The sequence below is a fragment of the Xanthomonas euvesicatoria genome, from assembly GCF_013112235.1.
GTDB classification, from domain to species: Bacteria; Pseudomonadota; Gammaproteobacteria; order Xanthomonadales; family Xanthomonadaceae; genus Xanthomonas; species Xanthomonas euvesicatoria.
In genome coordinates this window covers 4,372,944-4,393,917 of the sequence record NZ_JABFFS010000001.1, presented here as the reverse complement: position 1 = coordinate 4,393,917, position 20,974 = coordinate 4,372,944, and the positions used below count along the sequence as shown (strand labels likewise).

19 protein-coding genes are annotated in these 20,974 nt (G+C 66.6%); 13 read left to right on the top strand and 6 right to left on the bottom strand.

What is annotated here, in order from left to right; all coding sequences use genetic code 11:
* The first annotated feature begins 434 nt into the window (after positions 1-434).
* A complete protein-coding gene (locus tag HLH45_RS18865) occupies positions 435-1,109 on the top strand; it encodes a YitT family protein (RefSeq protein ID WP_008571826.1) in 675 nt (224 codons plus the stop codon).
* A gap of 173 nt (positions 1,110-1,282) precedes the next feature.
* On the opposite strand, the gene HLH45_RS18860 is transcribed toward HLH45_RS18865, so the two are convergent.
* A complete protein-coding gene (locus HLH45_RS18860; RefSeq protein ID WP_031423562.1) occupies positions 1,283-2,209 on the bottom strand; it encodes a DUF72 domain-containing protein in 927 nt (308 codons plus the stop codon).
* A 7-nt stretch (positions 2,210-2,216) separates the two neighbouring features.
* The gene (locus HLH45_RS18855; RefSeq protein WP_008571824.1) at positions 2,217-2,789 is read right to left on the bottom strand and encodes a DNA-3-methyladenine glycosylase I; all 573 of its coding nucleotides are present in this window, start codon (positions 2,787-2,789) and stop codon (positions 2,217-2,219) included.
* Positions 2,790-3,065: 276 nt separating this feature from the next.
* Here HLH45_RS18855 and HLH45_RS18850 point away from each other — a divergent pair, with 276 nt between their 5' ends.
* The 5 genes from HLH45_RS18850 to HLH45_RS18830 all read left to right on the top strand — a co-directional run bounded on the left by HLH45_RS18850 (position 3,066) and on the right by HLH45_RS18830 (position 6,565).
* On the top strand, positions 3,066-3,632 hold the full coding sequence (locus HLH45_RS18850) for a YqgE/AlgH family protein (RefSeq protein WP_003489930.1): 567 nt from the start codon (positions 3,066-3,068) through the stop codon (positions 3,630-3,632).
* Positions 3,625-4,092, top strand: coding sequence for a Holliday junction resolvase RuvX (gene ruvX, locus HLH45_RS18845; RefSeq protein WP_008571823.1), 468 nt, complete (start codon positions 3,625-3,627; stop codon positions 4,090-4,092). Before HLH45_RS18850 ends, ruvX begins: the two co-directional genes overlap by 8 nt.
* A gap of 13 nt (positions 4,093-4,105) precedes the next feature.
* Positions 4,106-5,053: an aspartate carbamoyltransferase catalytic subunit gene (locus HLH45_RS18840; protein WP_008571822.1), complete on the top strand. Its 948-nt coding sequence runs from the start codon at positions 4,106-4,108 to the stop codon at positions 5,051-5,053.
* Between the two features lie 325 nt (positions 5,054-5,378).
* Positions 5,379-5,813: an OsmC family protein gene (locus tag HLH45_RS18835; protein WP_005913281.1), complete on the top strand. Its 435-nt coding sequence runs from the start codon at positions 5,379-5,381 to the stop codon at positions 5,811-5,813.
* 152 nt (positions 5,814-5,965) lie between these two features.
* A complete protein-coding gene (locus tag HLH45_RS18830; RefSeq protein WP_008571821.1) occupies positions 5,966-6,565 on the top strand; it encodes a glycine zipper 2TM domain-containing protein in 600 nt (199 codons plus the stop codon).
* 263 nt (positions 6,566-6,828) lie between these two features.
* Here the strand turns inward: HLH45_RS18830 and HLH45_RS18825 are convergent, their stop codons facing one another.
* Positions 6,829-7,710 (bottom strand): PhzF family protein, encoded by an 882-nt coding sequence (locus HLH45_RS18825; RefSeq protein ID WP_008571819.1) that lies wholly within the window; start codon positions 7,708-7,710, stop codon positions 6,829-6,831.
* A 31-nt stretch (positions 7,711-7,741) separates the two neighbouring features.
* The gene (locus HLH45_RS18820) at positions 7,742-8,620 is read right to left on the bottom strand and encodes a PhzF family protein (protein WP_008571818.1); all 879 of its coding nucleotides are present in this window, start codon (positions 8,618-8,620) and stop codon (positions 7,742-7,744) included.
* A 199-nt stretch (positions 8,621-8,819) separates the two neighbouring features.
* Here HLH45_RS18820 and HLH45_RS18815 point away from each other — a divergent pair, with 199 nt between their 5' ends.
* From HLH45_RS18815 to HLH45_RS18795, 5 genes are all read left to right on the top strand, one after another.
* Positions 8,820-11,429: a bifunctional aspartate kinase/diaminopimelate decarboxylase gene (locus HLH45_RS18815; protein ID WP_046931898.1), complete on the top strand. Its 2,610-nt coding sequence runs from the start codon at positions 8,820-8,822 to the stop codon at positions 11,427-11,429.
* Complete coding sequence (locus HLH45_RS18810; RefSeq protein WP_008572403.1) at positions 11,413-11,871, top strand: hypothetical protein; 459 nt, start codon at positions 11,413-11,415, stop codon at positions 11,869-11,871. The genes HLH45_RS18815 and HLH45_RS18810 overlap by 17 nt, the downstream gene beginning before the upstream one ends.
* Positions 11,868-13,223, top strand: a complete 1,356-nt coding sequence (gene murL, locus HLH45_RS18805) for a UDP-N-acetyl-alpha-D-muramoyl-L-alanyl-L-glutamate epimerase (protein ID WP_008572404.1) — start codon at positions 11,868-11,870, stop codon at positions 13,221-13,223. The genes HLH45_RS18810 and murL overlap by 4 nt, the downstream gene beginning before the upstream one ends.
* On the top strand, positions 13,204-14,610 hold the full coding sequence (murD, locus tag HLH45_RS18800) for a UDP-N-acetylmuramoyl-L-alanine--D-glutamate ligase (protein WP_011348101.1): 1,407 nt from the start codon (positions 13,204-13,206) through the stop codon (positions 14,608-14,610). The genes murL and murD overlap by 20 nt, the downstream gene beginning before the upstream one ends.
* 321 nt (positions 14,611-14,931) lie before the next feature.
* Positions 14,932-15,732: a dienelactone hydrolase family protein gene (locus HLH45_RS18795; RefSeq protein WP_008572408.1), complete on the top strand. Its 801-nt coding sequence runs from the start codon at positions 14,932-14,934 to the stop codon at positions 15,730-15,732.
* A gap of 205 nt (positions 15,733-15,937) precedes the next feature.
* Here HLH45_RS18795 and HLH45_RS18790 read toward each other — a convergent pair whose 3' ends face one another.
* Positions 15,938-16,936, bottom strand: a complete 999-nt coding sequence (locus HLH45_RS18790; RefSeq protein WP_008572409.1) for a polyprenyl synthetase family protein — start codon at positions 16,934-16,936, stop codon at positions 15,938-15,940.
* A gap of 275 nt (positions 16,937-17,211) precedes the next feature.
* On the opposite strand from HLH45_RS18790, the gene HLH45_RS18785 reads away from it, so the two are divergent.
* Positions 17,212-17,745: a single-stranded DNA-binding protein gene (locus HLH45_RS18785; protein WP_008572410.1), complete on the top strand. Its 534-nt coding sequence runs from the start codon at positions 17,212-17,214 to the stop codon at positions 17,743-17,745.
* 285 nt (positions 17,746-18,030) lie between these two features.
* On the opposite strand, the gene HLH45_RS18780 is transcribed toward HLH45_RS18785, so the two are convergent.
* Positions 18,031-19,515 (bottom strand): GGDEF domain-containing protein, encoded by a 1,485-nt coding sequence (locus HLH45_RS18780; RefSeq protein WP_011348097.1) that lies wholly within the window; start codon positions 19,513-19,515, stop codon positions 18,031-18,033.
* A 287-nt stretch (positions 19,516-19,802) separates the two neighbouring features.
* Between HLH45_RS18780 and HLH45_RS18775 the strand changes: the two genes are divergently transcribed.
* Positions 19,803-20,810, top strand: a complete 1,008-nt coding sequence (locus HLH45_RS18775; protein WP_014090655.1) for a zinc-dependent alcohol dehydrogenase family protein — start codon at positions 19,803-19,805, stop codon at positions 20,808-20,810.
* Positions 20,811-20,974: the final 164 nt, after the last annotated feature.

The window sequence follows — 20,974 nt, the reverse complement described above, 5'->3', positions numbered from 1 at the left end:
CGGGCGTGCACGGAACTGACCTGCTGGCGCCGCGGCGACGCCAGCCCGTCTGCGTGCCGCTGCCATTTCGTGCCGGGCGTGGCGACCAGCGTTGCGCCAGGATCGTACCGACGACGCGGCCCGGGCCGCCGCGTGGAGGAATCGCCTGAGCGCGCCAAAGAAGAAGACGGCCCGGCTCGAATCGTCCGCGCATCTGCCGACGATCGAGAAGCCCGGCCATACCGTTGCCGCGCCGTCCCGGCATGCCCGGGTGCTGCGGAGGAGGCGGCGGTCGACGGCCGGCCGAGGCGCCCCTGTCACGCAGCGAGCTGGCGAGGCGTCGTCCCGGTTTCAGATGTAACCGGGTAGGTCGATAGTGTCTAATATCGCACCCCACTGCAGTGCCCAAGCCCGTGAGCCTTCCCGATTCCGATCTGCGACCGGAGCAAGAACCCTTGCCCGACGATGGTGCCGTGGTCACCGCCGGCCCGCTCACTCCTCCGCCGGATTCGGCCGGGACTGCCGCCGACGACCACGCCTTCCATCATTCGGTGGCTGAGGATGCGCAAGGCATGGTGCTGGCGACCCTGGTTGCATCCCTCGGTCTGGCCATCTTTGCCAAGGGCGGACTGATGATCGGCGGCATGGCCGGCGTGGCCTTCCTGTTGCACTACGCGCTGCACTGGAATTTCGGCCTGGTGTTCGTGCTGGTCAATCTGCCGTTCTATTGGCTGAGCGTGCGCCGGATGGGGTGGGAATTCACCCTGAAGACCTTCGCGGCAGTCGGCGCGTGCGGCGTGCTGACCAACCTGCTGCCGCGCTGGGCCGACTACGCGCACATGAGTACGGCATTTTCGGCAATCGCCGGCGGCGCGCTGTCTGGCCTGGGAATCTTGTTCTTCATTCGCCACCGCGGCAGCCTGGGCGGCATCGGCATCCTGGCGGTGTACCTGCAGCGCGAGCGTGGCTGGAGCGCGGGCAAGGTGCAAATGAGCTTCGACGCGATGCTCATGCTGGTCGCCTTCTTCGTGCTGACCCCGGACAAGGTGCTGTATTCGGCCATCGGCGCCTTGATGCTGAGTCTGGTGCTGATGTTCAATCACCGCCCGCACCGCTATATGGGCGTGTGATACGTGCCGAAGATCGCTCGCATGCGTCCGGGAGCGGCTAGCACGATGTCGCGGGCAGACGGTCAGCGGGCGCGGCTGGCGCGGCCAGAACCGCAGCGTGCCAGCGATGCATGCCGCTTTCCGTGTAACGGCCAGGCCCGTCTGGCGACAAGCGCCGTCGTTTGTCAGCAGTTCTAGGTGGTTTCGCGTGCCGGGCAATCGGTAGGCAACTGCAGCCGTTGCATCAACCCGCGCGCATCGAACGGTGCATGCACCTTCATGTCGTTGTCGAAATAACAGTACACATCGCGCATTGCGCGCTTGCGGGCGCGTGCGCCGACCCGGGCTGCATCGTCCGGTTCGGCTCCGCTGGCCCACGCGGCGATGCGTGCTGCCCAGCGATCCAGTGCGGTATCGCTGTAGCCGCTGGCGTACAACTGCGCATCGCCATGCAGACGCACATAGACAAAATCGGCGCTGACGTCCTCCATGTACGGGAATTTGCCTGCGGTGTCGGCGACCACCACCGCGACATTGTGACGCCGCAGCAGGCGCATGCAGGCTGGATCGCAGAAGCTGTCGTGACGCACTTCCAATGCGTGACGGATCGGCCGATTGCGATCGATTGCCAGGGCGCTGCGGCCCTGCATCAGCGCGGTGTCGCGCTTGCGCGCCCGCGCCAACGCGGCCTCGCTGTCGCGCGGCAGGCTGCCTAGAAATGCGTCCAGCAGCTCGGCATCGAACCGGAGTGTCGGCGGTAGCTGCCACAGGACCGGGCCCAGTTTGGCGCCCAGCCGCAAGATTCCCGAAGCGAAGAAGTTGGCCAGCGCCTGCTCGCAATCGCGCAGGCGCTTCATGTGGGTGATGAAGCGCGGGCCCTTGACCGAAAAGACGAAGTCCTCGGGCGTTTCGTCATGCCAGCGCTGGAAGCTGTCCGGGCGCTGCAGTGAATAAAAGGAGCCATTGATTTCCACGCTGGGAAAGCATCCCGCGGCGTATTCGAGCTCACGCCGCTGGGCCAGGCCAGCCGGATAGAACGTGCCGCGCCAGCGTGCGTAACGCCAACCGGAAATGCCGATGCGAATAGCCATGACCCCGAGCATTTCGCGTGCGCCGTGCAAGAGGTGTCTAGCCGCGCTGGACCGTGCGCGTTTTCGCCGGCGTCTGCGCCTGCAGCCAGGGCGGCGCCAGTGCCCGGATCTGCGCAAACACCGGGCACCGGGCATGGTGTGCGCCGGGCAGGTAGCCCAGGCTCATCAGGAACTCGCCGGTGATTTCGCCGCCGGTGAAGCGGAAGGTCTTCTTGAACAGCTTGACCCAGGCCGGCTTGTCGAGCGGGTGGTGGGCGTCCAGCCACTGCGCGAAGCTGCCGTGCGTGGCGCGTAGCGCCTGGATGACCTGTGCATTGTGGATGGCCGCCAGCACCTTGAGGCGATTGCGGATGATGCCGGCATCGCCCATCAACCTGCTGATGTCCTGGTCGCCATATGCCGCAACAGCGTCCACGTCGAAGCCGTCGTAAGCCCGCTGGAAATTGACGCGCTTGCGCAGGATGGTTTGCCAGCTCAGTCCGGCCTGGTTGATCTCCAGCACCAGCCGTTCGAACAACTCGCGTTCGTCGCGCTGCGGAAAGCCATACTCGTGATCGTGGTAGTGGCCATGGACCGGATGGCCTGGGGCGATGCTGCAGTAACCGCTCATGTGGATGCCTGTGGTTGTGGGGCGAGGCTTGCCAGTCGCGCGCCGGTCGCTGCCGTGGCGGGCGAGCGGCAGTAGCGCAGAGGCCGGGAGGCCGTTTGCGCCGCTGCAGCGCTGCAACTCGCACGCATCGCGGTCAAGCTGAACGTGTCGGTCAGGCGCCGCATGCGGTCTGCCGCGAAGGCTGCCGCATCGGCGGCATCGCACGTTTCCGGCGCCGGCAAGGCCCAGTATGGCAGCGGCTCTGCGCGCGGCGAAGCGAACGGCTAGAATGCGGCCATGTCTGTTTTGCCCACGCCTCTGGCCAACCAACTGCTGATTGCGCTTCCGGCGCTGTCCGACCCCACCTTCTCGCGCAGCGTCGCGCTGATCTGTCAGCACGACGAGAACGGCGCCATGGGCGTGCTGGTCAACCGGCCTTCCGAATACACCCTGGGCGAAGTGTTGTCGCAGATGGGCATCGACACCGACGATGAGCCGCTGCGCGAGCAGGTCGTGCTCAGCGGCGGGCCGGTGCACCCTGAGCGCGGTTTTGTGATCCATGACGATGCGCGCGAATGGGATTCCAGCCTGGAAGTGGGGCAGGGCGTGTTCCTGACCACCTCGCGCGACATCCTCGAGGCGATGGCGGCCGGCAACGGCCCGCGCAATGCGCTGGTCGCGCTGGGCTGCGCGGGTTGGGGTGCCGGCCAGCTGGAATTCGAGCTGGGCGAAAACAGCTGGCTCACCGCGCCCTCGGATGCCAACGTGCTGTTTGCGACCGCGCTGGAAGATCGCTGGCAGACCGCTGCCGGGCGTATCGGCGTAGACCTGTTCCGGCTCACGGATTATTCCGGGCATGCCTGAGGCGGGCGCGATTCGCCCCGATGGCACGGTGCTGGGCTTCGACGTGGGGTCGCGCCGGATCGGCGTGGCGGTCGGAACCGCGCTCGGTGCCGGCGCGCGCGCGGTGGCCGTCATCAATGTGCATGCCAACGGCCCGGACTGGGTCGCGTTGGACCGCGTGTACAAGCAGTGGCGACCGGACGGCCTGGTGGTTGGCGACCCGCTCACGCTGGACGACAAAGACCAACCCGCCCGCAAGCGCGCACACGCGTTCGGCCGCCAGCTGCGCGAGCGCTATGCGCTGCCGGTTGTCCTGATCGACGAGCGCTCCAGTTCGGTCGAGGCTGCGCAGCGTTTCGCGCGCGAGCGCGCGGATGGGCGCAAGCGCCGCCGCGACGCCGAAGCACTCGATGCGATGGCCGCCGCAGTGATCGTCGAACGCTGGTTGGCCGCGCCCGACCAAGCCACCTCTCTTCCTTGACTCCCGACCTGCGATGACCACCATGCAACTCGATTCGGACGGACGCCTGCGCCACCTGCTCACCCTGGAAGGACTGCCGCGCACCACGCTGCTGCAATTGCTCGACCGCGCCGGCCAGATCCGCGATGCGGCGGTGGGGCGCGTGGGCAAGCGCAGCGTGCTGGCGGGCACGGCGGTGTGCACGCTGTTCTTCGAACCCTCCACGCGCACGCGCAGCTCCTTCCATCTGGCGGCGCAGCGGCTGGGCGCGGACGTGCTCAATTTCGATGCATCCACCTCATCCACCCGCAAGGGCGAAACCGCGCGCGACACCTTGAAGAATCTCGAAGCGATGGGCGTGCGCGGCTTCGTGGTGCGTCACCCCGACGACGGCGCGGTGGAAGCACTGGCGGCCGCCGCGGGCGAGGGCACCGCGTTGATCAATGCCGGCGACGGACGCAGCGCGCATCCTACCCAGGGCCTGCTCGACATGCTCACCCTGCGCCAGGCCAAGGGCACCGATTTTTCCAAGCTCAAGGTCGTCATCGTCGGCGACGTCAAGCATTCGCGTGTGGCGCGCTCGGACCTGCATGCCTTGCGCACGCTGGGTGCTGGCGAGATCCGCGTCTGCGGCCCGGCCAGCTTGCTGCCGGACGACGGCATACTGGAGGGCTGCGTGGTCGGCCAGGATTTCGATGCCATGCTCGAAGGCGCCGACGCGCTGATGATGCTGCGCCTGCAGCGCGAGCGCATGGAAGAAGGCCTGGTGCCCTCGCTGGAGCAGTACCATGCCGAATATGGTCTGACCCGCGAGCGTCTGGCGCGTGCTGGCCGCGACGCCGCGGTGCTGCACCCGGGCCCGATCAACCGCGGCGTTGAAATCACCGATGAAGTGGCCGACGGCGCGCAATCCTGCGTGCTGCGTCAGGTTGCCAATGGCGTTGCCGTACGCATGGCCGTGCTGGAAACCCTGCTCGGCTAAGCGCGGCTGCGCCGTCATATCGTGAGTCGCTCCAGGAGCGGCGCCCCCACTGCGCAACCAACGCGCGGTGGCCTTTGATCCATGAAGCGTCGACTGCGAAGAGGCAGCCGCTTCTCGCCGAACGTACACCGTGGTCGGTCGCGCGGTGGCGTTCGATGCGCAACATCATGCGTGCAGACAAACGTCGCTTGCTGCCCGAGGTGCCCGCGATCTGCTCTTGCGAATCCCGAATCCCGAATCCCGAATCCCGAATCCCGAATCCCCGCACCACCAGCTAACACCCTCTCACCTATCGTGAGCGCTCCTTTCAGCGCAGGAGATCGCAATGGGTATTTCACGTCACGCCACCGCCCACTGGGAAGGCGACCTCAAGACCGGCAAGGGCCAGCTCAGCACGCCGCAGAGCGGCTTGATGGACAACACCCGTTATGCCTTCAGCAGCCGCTTCGGCGACGAGAAGGGCACCAATCCGGAAGAACTCATCGCCGCCGCGCATGCCGGCTGTTTCACCATGGCGTTGTCTGCGCAGTTGACCGAAGCCGGTTTTCCGCCGGCCTCGCTGGACACGCGCGCCGATGTGGATCTGTCGATGGAAGGCGGCCCGCAGTTGTCGCAGATTCGCCTCAAGCTCAAGGCCGTGGTGCCCGGCATCGACGAGGCCAAGTTCCGCGAGCTGGCCGACGCCGCCAAGAAGAATTGCCCGGTCTCCAAGGCACTGAGCGCGGTGCCGATCAGCCTGGAAACCGAGTTTTCCAGCTAACGCCAATACCGCTACGACGCGTCGGCGCAAGCGCCCGGCGCGTGCAGCTGGCGGCAACCTGAATAGGGCTTTTTACGGCCGGTTTGGTTCAGTGCGGTTTCACTGGCGCAGGACGAGCATCGGCAGCGTGTCCTCCCTATGAAGCTGCCGCAATGAAAACTCTCGTGCTTGGTGCTCTGGTGATGGGTCTGGCCGTGGCGGGCAATGCCACGGCGCAGCGCTATGACAGCGGCTACCGCGATTACGGCCGCAGCGGCTACGAGGATGGCCGTTACGAATATGCGCGCGTCGTGCGCGTGGATCCGATCATCGTTGCCGACTCGTACAACGAACGCACCAGCGAACGTTGCTACGATCGTCCCGCCGACGGTTATTACACGAGCAACGACGGGTATTACCGCGACGGCGGCTATACCCAAGCCGGTGTGTCCAATCGTGGCGTGGCCAGTGTCATCGGTGGTATTGCGGGTGCCGTGCTCGGCAGCCAGGTCGGCGGCGGCAATGGTCGTCTGGTCGGTACCGCCGTGGGCACCATGGCGGGCGTCGCGGCGGGCCGTTCGATCTATGAAGCCAATCACCGCACCTACCAGGGCAACGTGAGGGTCTGCGAGCCGGTGTCCTACCGCCGTGAACGCGACCGCGTGGATGGCTACGACGTCACCTACGAATACGCCGGCCGCATGTACCACACGCGTAGCGATTACAACCCGGGCGACCGAATCCGTGTGCGCGTCGACGTGCGCCCCGACTGATCAGTGCCGGATGCATGCGGTGCCGCTGGTGGTTCCGGCATCGGGCTAAACAGAACGCTGCGGGCAACCGCAGCGTTTTTGCGTTTGGCGGAGCGATTGCCGGCAGCAATGGCGCGTCAACCAGGCGTGGGCGCTGATCGATGCGAGGCGCCTTGCTGTTTCACACAAGCGCCGATGCGCGGTGCACCGGCGGTGATCAGAAATTGGCAGCACCTGCAGGCCACCCGCTGCGTTGAATCCAGCGCAGCAGCGCTGCTGCCGCCCTAAGCCCAGTCCAGCGTGCCGCGAATCACCGTCTGCACCTGGCCACCCGACCACACGTCGCCGTCGGCATCGATATGCAGTTCCAACAGGGCATCGAAGCCGATTTCGCGGCCCTGGCTGACCGTGTAGCGACGGTCGGTGCCGGGCAATGCGTCACGGCTGTCCAGCCATGCGGCCAGGACCGCATTGGCCGCGCCGGACGCCGCATCTTCGAAGCGCCGGCCATTGCCGACGAAGGCACGTACTGCCAGATCGTAGGCGCCCGGTGCGCCGGCGCGTGCATACGCAAACACGCCCATGCTGCCGGTGGATTCTGCCAACCCGGCAATCGCGTCCCAGTCCGGCTGCAGGCCGCGCAGCGCGGCTTCGCTTGCCAGTTCCACCACCCACCAGGTGCGGCCGCCGTCCATCAGCGCAGGCGGCAGCGTCCCCAGCGGCCAGCCCTGCAAGGCATCGCGCAGGCGCGGATCGTTGGCATCCACCTGCTCGGCCACGCGTGCGCGTGGCGTGCGGATCGCGATGCTGCGGTTGCCGCCGCGCTGCTCCACACGCAGCGGCAACCGGCCGGCGATGCCGTCCTGCACCAGGACGCCATCCTGTGGTGCGGCCAGGCCGGCCTCGAGCACGGCATGCGCAGTGCCCACACTGGGATGGCCGGCAAACGGCACCTCCTTCTGCGGCGAAAACATGCGCAGCCGGTAGCTGCTGTGCGTGCTTTCGGCGGGAAAGACGAAGGTGGTCTCCGGCAGTTTGGTCCAGCGTGCGATGGCCTGCATCGCCGCATCGTCCAGACCCTGCGCATCCAGCACCACCGCCAGCGGATTGCCGCTGCCGGGGCGGGCGGAGAACACATCCAGTTGCAGGAAACGGCGAGTGGTCATGGGCGTCGATCCGCAGTAAAGGCGCGGCAGCTTACCAATCGATGCGGCCGTCGATCACCTGCAGCGTCGCTCCGCCAATCCAGACTTCGCCTTCCGCGTCCACCTCCACCTGGACGCGGCCGTCGCGGCCAACCTCGCGGCCCTGACTGGCGACGTAGCGCGACTGCGCTCCGGGCAGGCGGCCCTCGCCATGCAGGCGGGCGGCAATACAGGCATTGGCGCTGCCGGTGACCGGGTCTTCCGCAATGCCATCGCCCGGGCAGAACGCGCGGACGGCCAAGTCGGCATCGCCATCGTGCACGGGCGCGTAGATGGCCAGGCCAACGGCGGCGCTGGCCTGGGTCAGGCGCGCAATGGCGGCAAGCTCCGGGACTGCCTGCCGTATCGCCTGCGCGTCGGCCAATTCCAGCAACCACCAGTTCGGGCCGTTGTTCCAGAGTGCGGCCGGCTGCGCGCTGACGCGCAGGCCAGTGCAGGCGCCACGCAGCGCCTCGGCGTACGTGTCGCCCGTGTCGATGGGGCGTGCGCGCGGGGCGCGCAGCCGCACCAGCAAGGCGCCGTGCCGCTCGAACACGTCCACCGGCAGCACGCCAGCCGCGCATTGCTGGCGCAGCCGGCCGTCGGGCTTGTACGCGGTCACGCCGTGGGTCACCGCCGCCCACGCGGCACCGACGCTGGGGTGGCCGGCAAACGGTAGCTCGGCACGTGGGGTGAAGATGCGGATGTGGTAATCGGCATCGGGCACGCTGACCGGCAGGAAGAAGACCGTCTCGGACAGATTCAGCCACGCGGCGATCTGCTGCATCTGCGCAGACGACAACGTCTCTGCATTGAAGACCACGCCCAGCGGGTTGCCGCTGCCGGCCCGGGCGGCGAAAACATCCAGTTGCAGATAGCGGTGCTTGCTCATGGTGGGGACATCTCGATCGAAGGAGGGCGCGGCGATGGTTGCAGTGCAAACCGATACGGCAGTGGACGTGGCGACCGGAGCGCTGTGATCGCACGCGGGGTCATGTCAGCGGCATTGGCAGTAGAATCAGAGGTTCCGCTCGGCATCCCGGGCATCTTCCCCCCCCCCCCCCCCCCCCCCATCCTAAACGCCTATCTCAATGTCAGCTCCCCACTCTACCGATCGTTGGATCGTCCTCAAGTTCGGCGGCACTTCGGTGTCGCGTCGTCATCGCTGGGACACGATTGGAAAACTGGCGGGCAAACGGGCGAACCAGACCGGCGGTCGCGTGCTGGTGGTGGTGTCTGCATTGTCGGGCGTGACCAACGAGCTCACCGCCATTGCCGACGGCGCCGCCGATAGCGCACAGCGCATGGCGGCACTGGACCAACGCCATCGTGAGTTTCTGGCCGAGCTCGAACTGGACGCCGATGCGGTGCTGGGCGAGCGACTGGCCGCACTGCATGCGTTGCTGGGCGACGCGCGCGCTGCAATGCGCACGCTGGACTGGCAGGCCGAGGTGCTGGGGCAGGGCGAGTTGCTGTCGTCCACCATCGGTGCGGCGTACCTGCATGCCAGCGGCCTGGACATGGGCTGGCTGGATGCGCGCCAATGGCTGTCGGCGCTGCCCCCGCAGCCGAATCAGAGCGAGTGGTCCAAGCGGCTGTCGGTGTCGTGCCAGTGGCAGTCCGATGCCGATTGGCGCACGCGTTTCGCCGCGCAACCGACACGCTTGCTGATCACGCAAGGCTTCATTTCGCGTCATGCCGATGGCGGCACCGCGATTCTGGGCCGTGGCGGTTCGGATACCTCGGCGGCGTACTTCGGTGCGCTGCTCGGCGCCAGCCGCGTGGAAATCTGGACCGATGTGCCCGGCATGTTCAGCGCCAACCCGAAGGAAGTGCCGGACGCGCGGCTGCTGACCCGGCTGGACTATTACGAAGCGCAGGAAATCGCCACCACCGGCGCCAAGGTGCTGCATCCGCGCTCGATCAAGCCGTGCCGCGATTCCGGCGTGCCGATGGCGATCCTGGACACCGAGCGCCCCGATCTGCCGGGCACCAGCATCGACGGCAATGCCGAACCGGTGTTGGGCGTCAAGGCGATCAGCCGCCGCAACGGCATCGTGCTGGTGTCGATGGAAGGTATCGGCATGTGGCAGCAGGTCGGCTTCCTGGCCGACGTGTTCACGCTGTTCAAGAAGCATGGCCTGTCGGTGGATCTGATCGGTTCGGCCGAGACCAACGTCACCGTGTCGCTGGATCCTTCGGAAAACCTGGTCAACACCGACGTGCTGGCGGCGTTGTCGGCCGATCTGTCGCAGATCTGCAAGGTCAAGATCATCGTTCCTTGCGCGGCCATCACCCTGGTCGGGCGCGGCATGCGTTCGCTGCTGCACAAGCTCTCCGACGTGTGGGCCACGTTCGGGCAGGAGCGCGTGCACATGATTTCGCAGTCGTCCAACGACTTGAACCTGACCTTCGTCATCGACGAAGCCGATGCCGACGGTTTGCTGCCGATCCTGCATGCCGAACTGATCGACAGCGGTGCAATGCCGGTCAGCGAGGGCGAGGTGTTCGGCCCGCGCTGGCGGCAGATCATCGGCTCGGTACGTCCGCGTCCCACGCCGTGGTGGCATGCCGAGCGCGCGCATCTGCTGTCGCTGTCCAAGGCCGGGACGCCGCGTTACGCGTACCACCTGCCCACGGTGCGTGCGCGTGCGCATGCGCTGGCGCAGATTGCCGCGGTGGATCAGCGCTATTACGCGATCAAGGCCAACGCGCATCCGGCCATCTTGATGGCGCTGGAACAGGCCGGCTTCGGGCTGGAGTGCGTTTCGCAGGGCGAATTGCGCCGCGTCTTCCAGGCGCTGCCGGAGTTGTCGCCGCGGCGCGTGCTGTTCACGCCGAGCTTTGCGCCCAAGGCCGAATACGAAGCGGCCTTCGCGCTGGGCGTGACGGTGACCGTGGACAACGTCGAAGCGCTGCGCAACTGGCCCGAGGTGTTCCGTGGCCGCACGATCTGGCTGCGCATCGACCTGGGGCACGGCGACGGCCATCACGAGAAGGTCAACACCGGCGGCAAGGCGTCCAAGTTCGGCCTGTCGTCCACGCGCGTTGATGAATTCGTCGATGTGGCGCGCACGCTCGAGGTCACCATCACCGGCGTGCATGCGCATCTGGGCAGTGGCGTGGAGACCGGCGAGCACTGGCGGATGATGTACGACGAGTTGGCCGGCTTCGCGCGTCGCATCGGCACGGTAGAGACCATCGACATCGGCGGCGGCCTGCCGATTCCGTACAGCGCCGAAGACGAGCCGTTCGATCTGGAGGTGTGGGCCAAGGGCCTGGCCGAGGTCAAGGCGGTGCATCCTGGCTACCGCCTGGCGATCGAGCCGGGCCGCTATCTGGTGGCCGAAGCCGGCGTCTTGCTGGCCAGCGTCACCCAGGTGATCGAGAAGGACGGCGTGCACCGCGTGGGCCTGGATGCGGGCATGAACACCTTGATTCGCCCGGCGTTGTACGACGCCTGGCACGACATCGAAAACCTCAGCCAACTCGACGCGCCGGCCGATGGCATGTTCGATATCGTCGGGCCGATCTGCGAATCGTCGGACGTGTTCGGCAAGCGTCGCCGGCTGCCAGCGGCCACTGCACCGGGCGATGTGGTGCTGGTCGCCGATGCCGGTGCCTACGGCTACACGATGGCCAGCACCTACAATCAGCGCGAATTGCCGCGCGAAGAGGTGATCGATGCGTCCACTGGCTGAGTTCGTCGTACTCAGCACGTTGGCCGGTGGCGTGGCGATGGTGTTTTCCACCGCCATCGATATCGCCGGGCAACCGACCCCGTGGACCGACAGCTTGAAGTGGGCAATCCCCGCATTGGTCGCTGCCGGCCTCGGCGCGTGGAGCGCAGCGTTCTGGCAACGTCGGCGTGCCCGGCAGGCACGCGCGCAGCGCGCCGGCGGCATGGCATTGCGCACCGTGGTGTTGAGTGCGCTTGGCTATCTGCCGGCGTTGCTGCTGTATCTGCTGGTCGCGTTGGCCATCACCGGCGACGCAACGGTGATTCGCTCGGATGTGATGCTGCTGTTGTTCGTGATCGGTTGCCTGCCGTTGCTTTGGGCGGCGGTGCCGTTTTCCATGATTGAATATGTCCTGTGCCGACGTTATCTGCGTCGTGTACGTGTTTCTGCAGGTAGTCCATGAGCGCTTTCGACAAACATCAGATGTCCACCTTCCGTTTCGTGCGTTGCGCACTCGACGCGCAGACCGGCGTGGCGACGCTGGTGTATGCCTTCGATCAAGGCCCGGAGCTGGTCGAGACCGTTGCGGTGCCGGGCGCTCCGTTCGTGCTAGAGGGCGCGCGGGCAACTGCCGTGCAACAGGCGCTGCGGCTGCTGCATCTCATTGCAGGGGTCAGTTATTTCAAGGCCGCGGTGCCGCCGAACATCGCCATCGACAGCTACGGCATCGATGCCGAGACGGCCGCGCTGGTGGAAAGCGTGTATCTGCACGGCCTGGGCGAATTTGCCTACCGCAATGGCTTGGATCTGCACGGCAAGATCCACTTTCCGGTGGCGGCGCAGGCCACTGCCGCCGCGCCGGCAGTGGGGTTGCGCGAGCATGCGCTGGTGGCGATCGGCGGCGGTAAGGATTCGCTGGTCAGCATCGAGGCGCTGCGCCAGGCCGGCCTGGCGCAGACCGTGAGCTGGATCGGCGGTTCGCAACTCATCCGTGCCTGCGCAGAGCGCACCGGGTTGCCGGTACTCAACATCGGCCGCGTGCTGGCACCGGAATTGTTCGAACTCAACCGCCAGGGCGCGTGGAACGGGCATATCCCGGTGACCGCGGTGAACTCGGCCATTCTGGTGCTCGCAGCGCTGCTCACTGGTGTTGACCAGGTGGTGTTCTCCAACGAACGCTCGGCCAGTTACGGCAGCCAGATTCCCGGCACCGGCGAGGTCAATCACCAGTGGTCCAAGGGCTGGGCCTTCGAACAGGCGTTCGGCGAGTACGTGCAGCGGCACGTGGCAGCCGATCTGCGCTATTACTCGTTGCTGCGGCCGCTTTCGGAGTTGGCGGTGGCGCGGCAGTTCGCCAAGACCGATCACTACGACGCGCATTTTTCCAGCTGCAACCGCAACTTCCACATCATGGGCGAACGCCCGGTGCACCGCTGGTGCGGCGTGTGCCCGAAGTGCCATTTCGTGTTCCTGGCGCTGGCGCCGTTCATGCCCAAGACACGGCTGGTCAACATCTTCGGGCGTAATCTGCTCGACGATGCGACCCAGGCCGGCGGCTACGACGCGCTGCTGGAATTCCAGGACCACAAGCCGTTCGAATGCGTGGGCGAAGGCCGTGAATCGCGCGCGGCGATGGCGGTGCTGGCCAGCCGCGCGGAGTGGAAGGAGGACGCGTTGGTGAAGCGCTTCATCCGCGACATCCAGCCGCAGCTCGACCCAAATGATCTGCAGGTCGAGCCACTCATGGCCATCGATGGCGAGCACCGGATTCCGCCGGCGCTGTGGGAGCGCGTGCGTGCGAATTTCGCAGCTTGAAGGCAAGACCGTTGCGTTGTGGGGCTGGGGGCGTGAAGGACGCGCGGCGTACCGTGCGCTGCGGACGCGCCTGCCGACGCAAGCGCTGACGGTGTTCTGCAACGCCGAAGAGGCGCGCGAGATTGATGCGCTGGAAGATGCGGCCTTGCAGGTGGAAACCGCTGCCAGCGCGCAGGCGCTGGGGCGATTCGAGATCGTCGTGAAGTCGCCCGGCATCAGCCCGTATCGCGCCGAGGCATTGGTCGCCGCCGCGCAGGGCACGTGCTTCATCGGCGGCACCGCGCTGTGGTTTGCCGAACACGCGCAGGCGGACGGCAGCGTGCCCGGTGTCATCTGCGTCACCGGCACCAAGGGCAAGAGCACCACCACGGCGCTGCTGGCGCACCTGCTGCGCGCGGCCGGGCATCGCACCGCGTTGGTCGGCAATATCGGCCAGCCCTTGCTGGAAGTGCTGGCACCGCAGCCGCCGCCGGCGTATTGGGCGATCGAGTTGTCCAGCTACCAGACCGGTGATGTCGGGCGCAGCGGCGCGCGCCCGGAACTGGCACTGGTGTTGAATCTGTTTCCCGAGCATCTGGACTGGCACGGCGATGAGGCGCGCTATGTGCGCGATAAGCTGTCGCTGGTGACCGAAGGCCGGCCGCGGATCGCCTTGCTCAACGCTGCCGACCCACTGCTTGCCGGCCTGCAATTGCCGGATAGCCAGGTGCGTTGGTTCAATCATTCCGCCGGCTGGCATCTGCGTGGCGACGTGGTCTATCGCGGCGAACAGGCCATTTTCGACACCGCCGATGTGCCGCTGCCGGGCGAGCACAACCGCCGCAACCTGTGCGCGGTGCTGGCGGCGGTAGAGGCCTTGGGCCTGGATGCGGCGGCACTTGCGCCGGCGGCAGCGAGCTTTCGTCCATTGCCCAACCGCCTGCAGTTGCTCGGCAGCGTGGACGGCATCAGCTACGTCAACGATTCCATCAGCACCACGCCGCATGCATCGCTGGCTGCCCTGGCGTGCTTTGCGCAGCGACGCGTGGCACTACTGGTCGGTGGCCATGATCGCGGGCTGGATTGGCACGATTTCGCCCAGCAGATGGCGCGGCAGGCGCCGCTGGAAATCGTGACCATGGGCGCCAACGGCCCACGCATCCATGCATTGCTGGCGCCGCTGGCCGAGGCGGGGCACTTCGGTTTGCATGCGGCCAATGATCTCGAACACGCCATGGGACTGGCGCGCGCTGCGCTGGGCCAGCAGGGCGGTGTGGTGCTGCTCTCGCCGGGGGCGCCCAGCTTCGGCGCCTACAGCGACTACGTTGCGCGCGGCCGCCACTTCGCGCAGCTGGCAGGGTTCGACCCGGCGGCAATCAGCGCGATTGACGGACTGGGTGTGCACTGAAGGCGGCTAACGCACCGGCTGCACTCATCGGCTGGTGGGCATGGCCGATGCTCGGCAATGGTATGTGCCGCTCGCACACCGCTGTGCCTGCGAGCTGTTCTCCGCCACCAGATGGATGTTCGTTGCCTGTTGGTCGCCGCGCCAACGCCAGCGCCGCCGCGGTGGCGCGATCGCCTCGAAAGCACGCATGCGCAGCGCATGCGAACGCGCAGGTGCGATCGGACTGACTGCCTGCCGCCACCGTGGCCGGCAGCGGCGACGATGACCTCTCCTGCACGGCAGCAGCGCCTACACTCGCCGCACCATCCTGGGAGCAAGCACATGTACAAGCAACGGACATGGCGTGGCATTGGGTTGATCGGTGTTCTGGCTTCGCTGGCCTTCCCCGCAGCAGCGGCGATGCAGGCCAAGCCGCTGGAATGGAAGATCGGCAAGGACACCTATAGCGGCGTGCTGGTGTACGACGATGCCGGCGATGCCAAGCGCCCGGGGCTGGTCATGGTGCCCAACTGGCGCGGTGTCAACGACTCGGCGGTGACCAAGGCCAAGCAGCTGGCCGGCGACGATTACGTGGTGCTGGTGGCCGACGTGTATGGCAAGGGCAAGCGCCCGGCCAACGACAGCGAGGCTGGGCAGTTCGCCGGCGCCCTGAAGAAGGATCCGCCGGAGTTGCGCGCACGCGCGCTGAAAGCGGTAGAGGTGCTCAAGGCGCAGGCCGGCAAGGCGCCGCTGGACGCAGCGCGCATCGGTGCGGTGGGCTTCTGCTTCGGCGGCACCACGGTGCTGGAGCTGGTGCGCTCAGGCGCGCAGCTGGCCGGCGTGGTGAGCCTGCATGGTGGCATCGCGACTCCCAGCCCGGCCGCCGCCGGCTCGGCCAAGACACCGCTGCTGGTGCTCAACGGTGCCGACGACAAGAGCGTGAGCAAGGCGGATATCGCCGCGTTCGAAACCGAAATGAATGCAGCCGGCGCGGATTGGCAATTCGTCAATTTCAGCGGCGCGGTGCATTGCTTTGCCGAGGCCGACGCCAACAGCCCGCCGGGCTGCCTGTACAACCCGCGTGCGGCCAAGCGGGCGTATCGGATGCTCGGCGATTTCTTCGACGAGCGCTTTGGGCAGTAACCGGGATTGGTGATTTGGGATTGGGGATTCGCAAGAGCGAAGTCCCGTCCTTCAGCGAATCAAACCCCCGAGTTTTTGCTCGGGCGTTGCGCTGATCAATCATTCGGCTAACCGATGTCGGGACGCGCAAAACCGCGATCAAGCCGCCTTTGTGAATCCCTAATCTCCAATCTCAAATCCCGGCCGGCGCGCGCTGCGCGCCGGATCAGTGCGTGCGCTCGACCGCGTAGCGCGCCAGGCCGCGCAACGCCGCCACGGCAGGGCTGTGCGGCAGGGTTTCCAGCGCCTGTTCGGCGGCAGCGGCGTATTCGGCCGCGCGTTGACGGCTGTAGTCCAAGCCGCCGGTGGCATGGATGGCGGCCAGCACTTCCGGCATCGCCGCCGCATCGCCTTGCTCGACGATCTGTCGCAGGCGCTCACGGGTGGTGGCATCCGAGTGCGCCATCGCGTGGATCAGCGGCAGGGTGGCCTTGCCTTCGGCCAGGTCGTCGCCCAGGTTCTTGCCCAGGTCCGCGGCCTCGGCGGCGTAGTCGAGCACGTCGTCGGCGATCTGGAAGGCAAAGCCCAGCTGCATGCCGTAGTCGTACAACTGCTGCTGCACCTGCGCGCTGGCGCCGGAGGCAAGCGCACCCAGACGCGTGCCGGCGGCGAACAGCACCGCGGTCTTGCGCTCGATCACGCGCAGGTAGGCCGCTTCGTCGGTGTCGGGGTTGTGCACGTGCAGCAGCTGCAGCACTTCGCCCTCGGCGATGCGGTTGGTGGTGTCGGCCAGGATCTGCATGACTTCCATGCGGTCCAGTTCGACCATCAGCTGGAAGCTGCGCGAATACAGGAAGTCGCCCACCAGCACGCTGGGGGCGTTGCCCCATAGCGCGTTGGCAGTGCTGCGTCCGCGGCGCAGGTCCGATTCGTCCACCACGTCGTCGTGCAGCAGGGTCGAGGTGTGGATGAATTCGATGATTGCCGCCAGTTGGTGGTGCTCCGGGCCGGAGCCGCCAGCGGCGTGGCCGGCCAGCATCACCAGCATCGGGCGCAGGCGTTTGCCGCCGGCAGAGATGATGTGATCGGCAATCTGGTTGATCAGCACGACGTCCGAGGCCAGACGGCGGCGGATCAGTGCGTCGACCGCGGTCATGTCGGGCGCGGCGAGGGACTGGATCTGGGGCAGGCCCAGCACGGTGGGGAGGTCTTCGGCGATGGTCATGCGCAGGCATTCGTGATGTGGGCCGATTATAGGTGCCCCGGCCGGATCCGTCCCGCCGGGCACATCCGGCGTCTTCACATTTGCCGCCCAGCGCAGCTGGGCCGTGACCCGCAAAGGTCTGTACGGGCTGGATTTCCGACCCTTGGCAAGGCACTTGCCCGGCAGCGTCGCGCGGCAACCTGCCAGGACCGCCGAGCGGCAGGTGCGGTAACATTGCCGCACAGACATTCATCGTTGCGCGCTCCCGGCGCCAGCGCATCATCTCGGAAGCACCTATGGCCCGCGGCATCAACAAAGTCATCCTCGTCGGCAACCTCGGCAACGATCCCGACACCAAGTACACCCAGGCCGGCATGGCAATCACGCGCGTGAGCCTGGCTACCACCAGCATGCGCAAGGACCGCGACGGCAATAACCAGGAACGCACCGAGTGGCACCGCGTGGTGTTTTTCGGAAAGCTGGGCGAAATCGCCGGCGAGTACCTGCGCAAGGGTTCGCAGGTCTACGTCGAAGGCGAACTGCGCTACGACAAGTACACCGGCCAGGACGGCGTGGAAAAGTACAGCACCGACATCGTCGCCAACGAGATGCAGATGCTCGGCGGCCGTGGTGAAGGCGGCGGTGGCGGGATGGGCGGCGATCGCCCGCAGCGCTCGGCGCCGCGTCAGCAGGGCGGCGGCGGTGGGCAGGGTGGTGGATACGGCGGCGGTGGCGGTGGTCAGGACTATGCGCCGCGCCGTCAGCAGCCGGCCCAGCAGCAGTCGGCACCGCCGATGGACGATTTCGCAGACGACGATATCCCGTTCTGAGGACAGCTCGTCGTTGCGTCATCCAGGAAGGCCCGCATTGCGCGGGCCTTCCGCGTTATGGGAAGTCCGCGCAGGCATTGGCCGGTTTCGGCAGAACGGCGGCAAGAGCCACGCGGGTGTCACGCGTGCTCGGAGGCGCGGGTCGTACGTGCAGCGCCCCTCCATCGCAGGCGTGCGCGCAACGCATGGAGTGGGTGCGCCGTCCATGCGTTGCTTCCGGCTCGCGACATCCACCTCGTGACAACAGCGTGACCTCTACCGCAGGTTGTCGGCACCCCGGCAGCGCTAGGCCGATGTGCGATTGCGTCCCTTCTGCTTGGCGCGATACAGTGCCGAATCGGCATCGTGCACGATGGCGTTGGGGCTCAGCGGCGCTTCGCCCGGCTCGAAGGTGGCTGCGCCGATGCTGACGGTGACATGCGCGCTGGTGGGGCTGGACAGGTGCATCAGGCCGAGCTCGGCGACCGCATTGCGCACAGCGTCGGCCAGGCGCAGCGCGCCGGCGGCATCGGTATGCGGCAGGATCATGCCGAACTCTTCGCCGCCGTAGCGCGCGGCGAGGTCTTCGCTGCGGCGCGAGCAGCCGGCAATGGCGCCTGCGATCAAACGCAGGCAGGCATCGCCGTTCACGTGGCCATAGGTGTCGTTGTAGAGTTTGAAGTGGTCGACGTCGATCATCAGCACCGACAATGGCGCCTCCAGGCGAACCGCGTCCTGCAACGCACGCGATAATCGGTGGTCGAAGGCGCGCCGGTTGGCGATGCCGGTCAACGCGTCTACCCAGGCTTCGGTACTCAGCTTTGCTTCGTTGCGATGCATGCGGCGCAGTTGCAAATCCAGCCAGATCCCCACGCCCAGCAGCAGGGTGCAACCCAGCGCGGCCACCACGATGCGCTGGCGCGCGGCTTCCCGCCAGTTCGCCAACGCATCGTCGACCGAAACGCCGGTCAGCACGGTCAGCGGATAGGGGCGCGCCGGTGCAAAGCTGGAGATGCGCTCCACGCCGTCGATCGGCGAGCGATAGGTGGCGGTGCCGTGCTTGCGCGCGCGCATGGTCACGTAGATCGACGTCCCCGCGATCGAGGTGCCGATCACGCCCTGTTTGTCTGGCCGGCGCACCATCACGATGCCATCGTCGTTGGTCATGCCGATGGTGCCGTGCGGGCCAACTTCGAAGGTGCTGTAGTAGCTGTGGAAATACTTCAGCTGCAGGGTGACCAGCACCACGCCGGCGAACTCGCCGCCGGGGGCGTTGAGACGGCGGCTCAAGGTCAGCACCCAGGAGCCGTCCGAGCGGCTTTGCACGGGCGGGCCGACCAGCGACAAGGCGTCGCGATGGTCGCGGTGGTATTTGAAATAGGCGCGGTCGGCGTTGTTGTGGGTCCTGGGGGTGCTGTCCAGCGACGAGCTCACCCAACTGCCGTCCGCGGCATAGATGAAGATGCCATGCAGGCGATCGGAGCGGCGCGCTTCGCGCACCAGAAACTCATGCATCGCAGAACGCGCCGCGCTGGAGCCCTGGTCGTGTTCGACCCGCGACACCAGCCCGGACAGCACTGCGTCGGCAATGGACAGGGTGTCGCTGGCATGCTGCGCCAGCGAATTGGCCAGATTCAACGACTGCGCCTGTGCGCTACGCAGCGCGGTCGCGCGTTCTTCGTGGATGGACCAATATTCCGAGCCCAGCAACAACATCCAGGACACAGTCAGCACGAAATGCAGCGCGATGCGCTGAGCACGTTGCCGCCGCCGCTTGCTTGTTGACGTCACTGTGGCTACCTGTCTGGATACCAGGGCGATGCAACCGCCGTGCGAGCCTACGCGTCGTGGCGCGCGTGCCTAGGTGCGGCAACACGTGCAATGACAGATCTGTGATTGCTGCCTCACGTTGTATGCAACAGCCCGCTTGCCCGCATCGTTATGCGCGTTGGCCGCTGCAGCAGCGCTCGCTGCAGCGCTTCACCACGCACCGCGACAGATATCAGAGCCAGCTCGACTGCGTTTGCGTAACGGGCAGCATGCTATCCCGGGTACTGAATCACGCTCAGGAGTTCCCCATGCACGCCATTCGTCTTCGCCATCCCGCCGCCATCGCATCGCTGCAGTCGGTTGCACTGCCCGATCCGGGGCAGCCTGCACGCGGTCAGATCCGCGTCCGCCTGCATGCCAGTTCGCTCAATTTTCATGATCTGGGCGTTGTGCTCGGGCAGATGCCGACCGCAGACGGGCGTATTCCGATGTCCGATGGCGCCGGCGTGGTGGAAGCAGTGGGGCCGGAGGTCGACGAGTTCGCAGTGGGCGATCATGTGGTGTCCACCTTCTTCCCGCAGTGGCTGGACGGCGAGCCCTTGCATGCCGGTTTTGCCACCACCCCAGGCGATGGCGTCGATGGCTATGCGCGCTCGGCGGTCGTCGCCGACGCGCAGGCATTCACCCATGCGCCCCGCGGTTACAGCCATGCCGAGGCTGCGACGCTGACCACTGCCGGCGTTACCGCGTGGCGCGCGCTTGCGGTCAATGGCGGGCTCAAGGCCGGCGACAGCGTATTGGTACTAGGCACCGGCGGCGTGTCGATTTTCGCGCTGCAATTTGCCAAGGCGATGGGTGCGCGCGTGATCGCCACTTCCTCATCCGACGAGAAACTGGAGAAGGTGCGAGCGCTCGGCGCCGACCACCTCATCAACTATCGGCAGCATCCCGAATGGGCGGCGCAGGTCCTGGACATCACCGAAGGGCGTGGGGTGGACCATGTGGTCGAGGTCGGTGGCCCGGGCACGCTGACGCAATCGATCCGTGCAGCGCGCGTAGGTGGGCATATCGCCTTGATCGGTGTGTTGACCGGTGCCGCTGGGCCGGTTCCGACTGCCGAAATGATGGGGCGCCAGCAACGCCTGCAGGGGTTGGTCGTTGGCAGCCGCAGGCATCAACAGGACCTGGTGCGCGCACTCGACAGCTTGCCGCTGCGGCCGGTGATCGATCGCAGCTTTGCGCTGGATGAGATCGGTGAAGCGTTCGCGCTGCAGAAGGCCGGTGGGCATCTCGGCAAGATCGCGCTGGAGTTCTGATCCAGCCCGCGGTACCGAGCGCCGGCGATGCGTCCGCAGCGCCGGCGCGTGAATTCCGTAGTTCGACGTGTGCAAGGGCCGCCGCCTGCATGACGCTGCTGGCGAGCGCAACCAATACTTCTCGAGTTTCGTTCGTTCGCAGCCCACGGCGGCCAACCAACGTG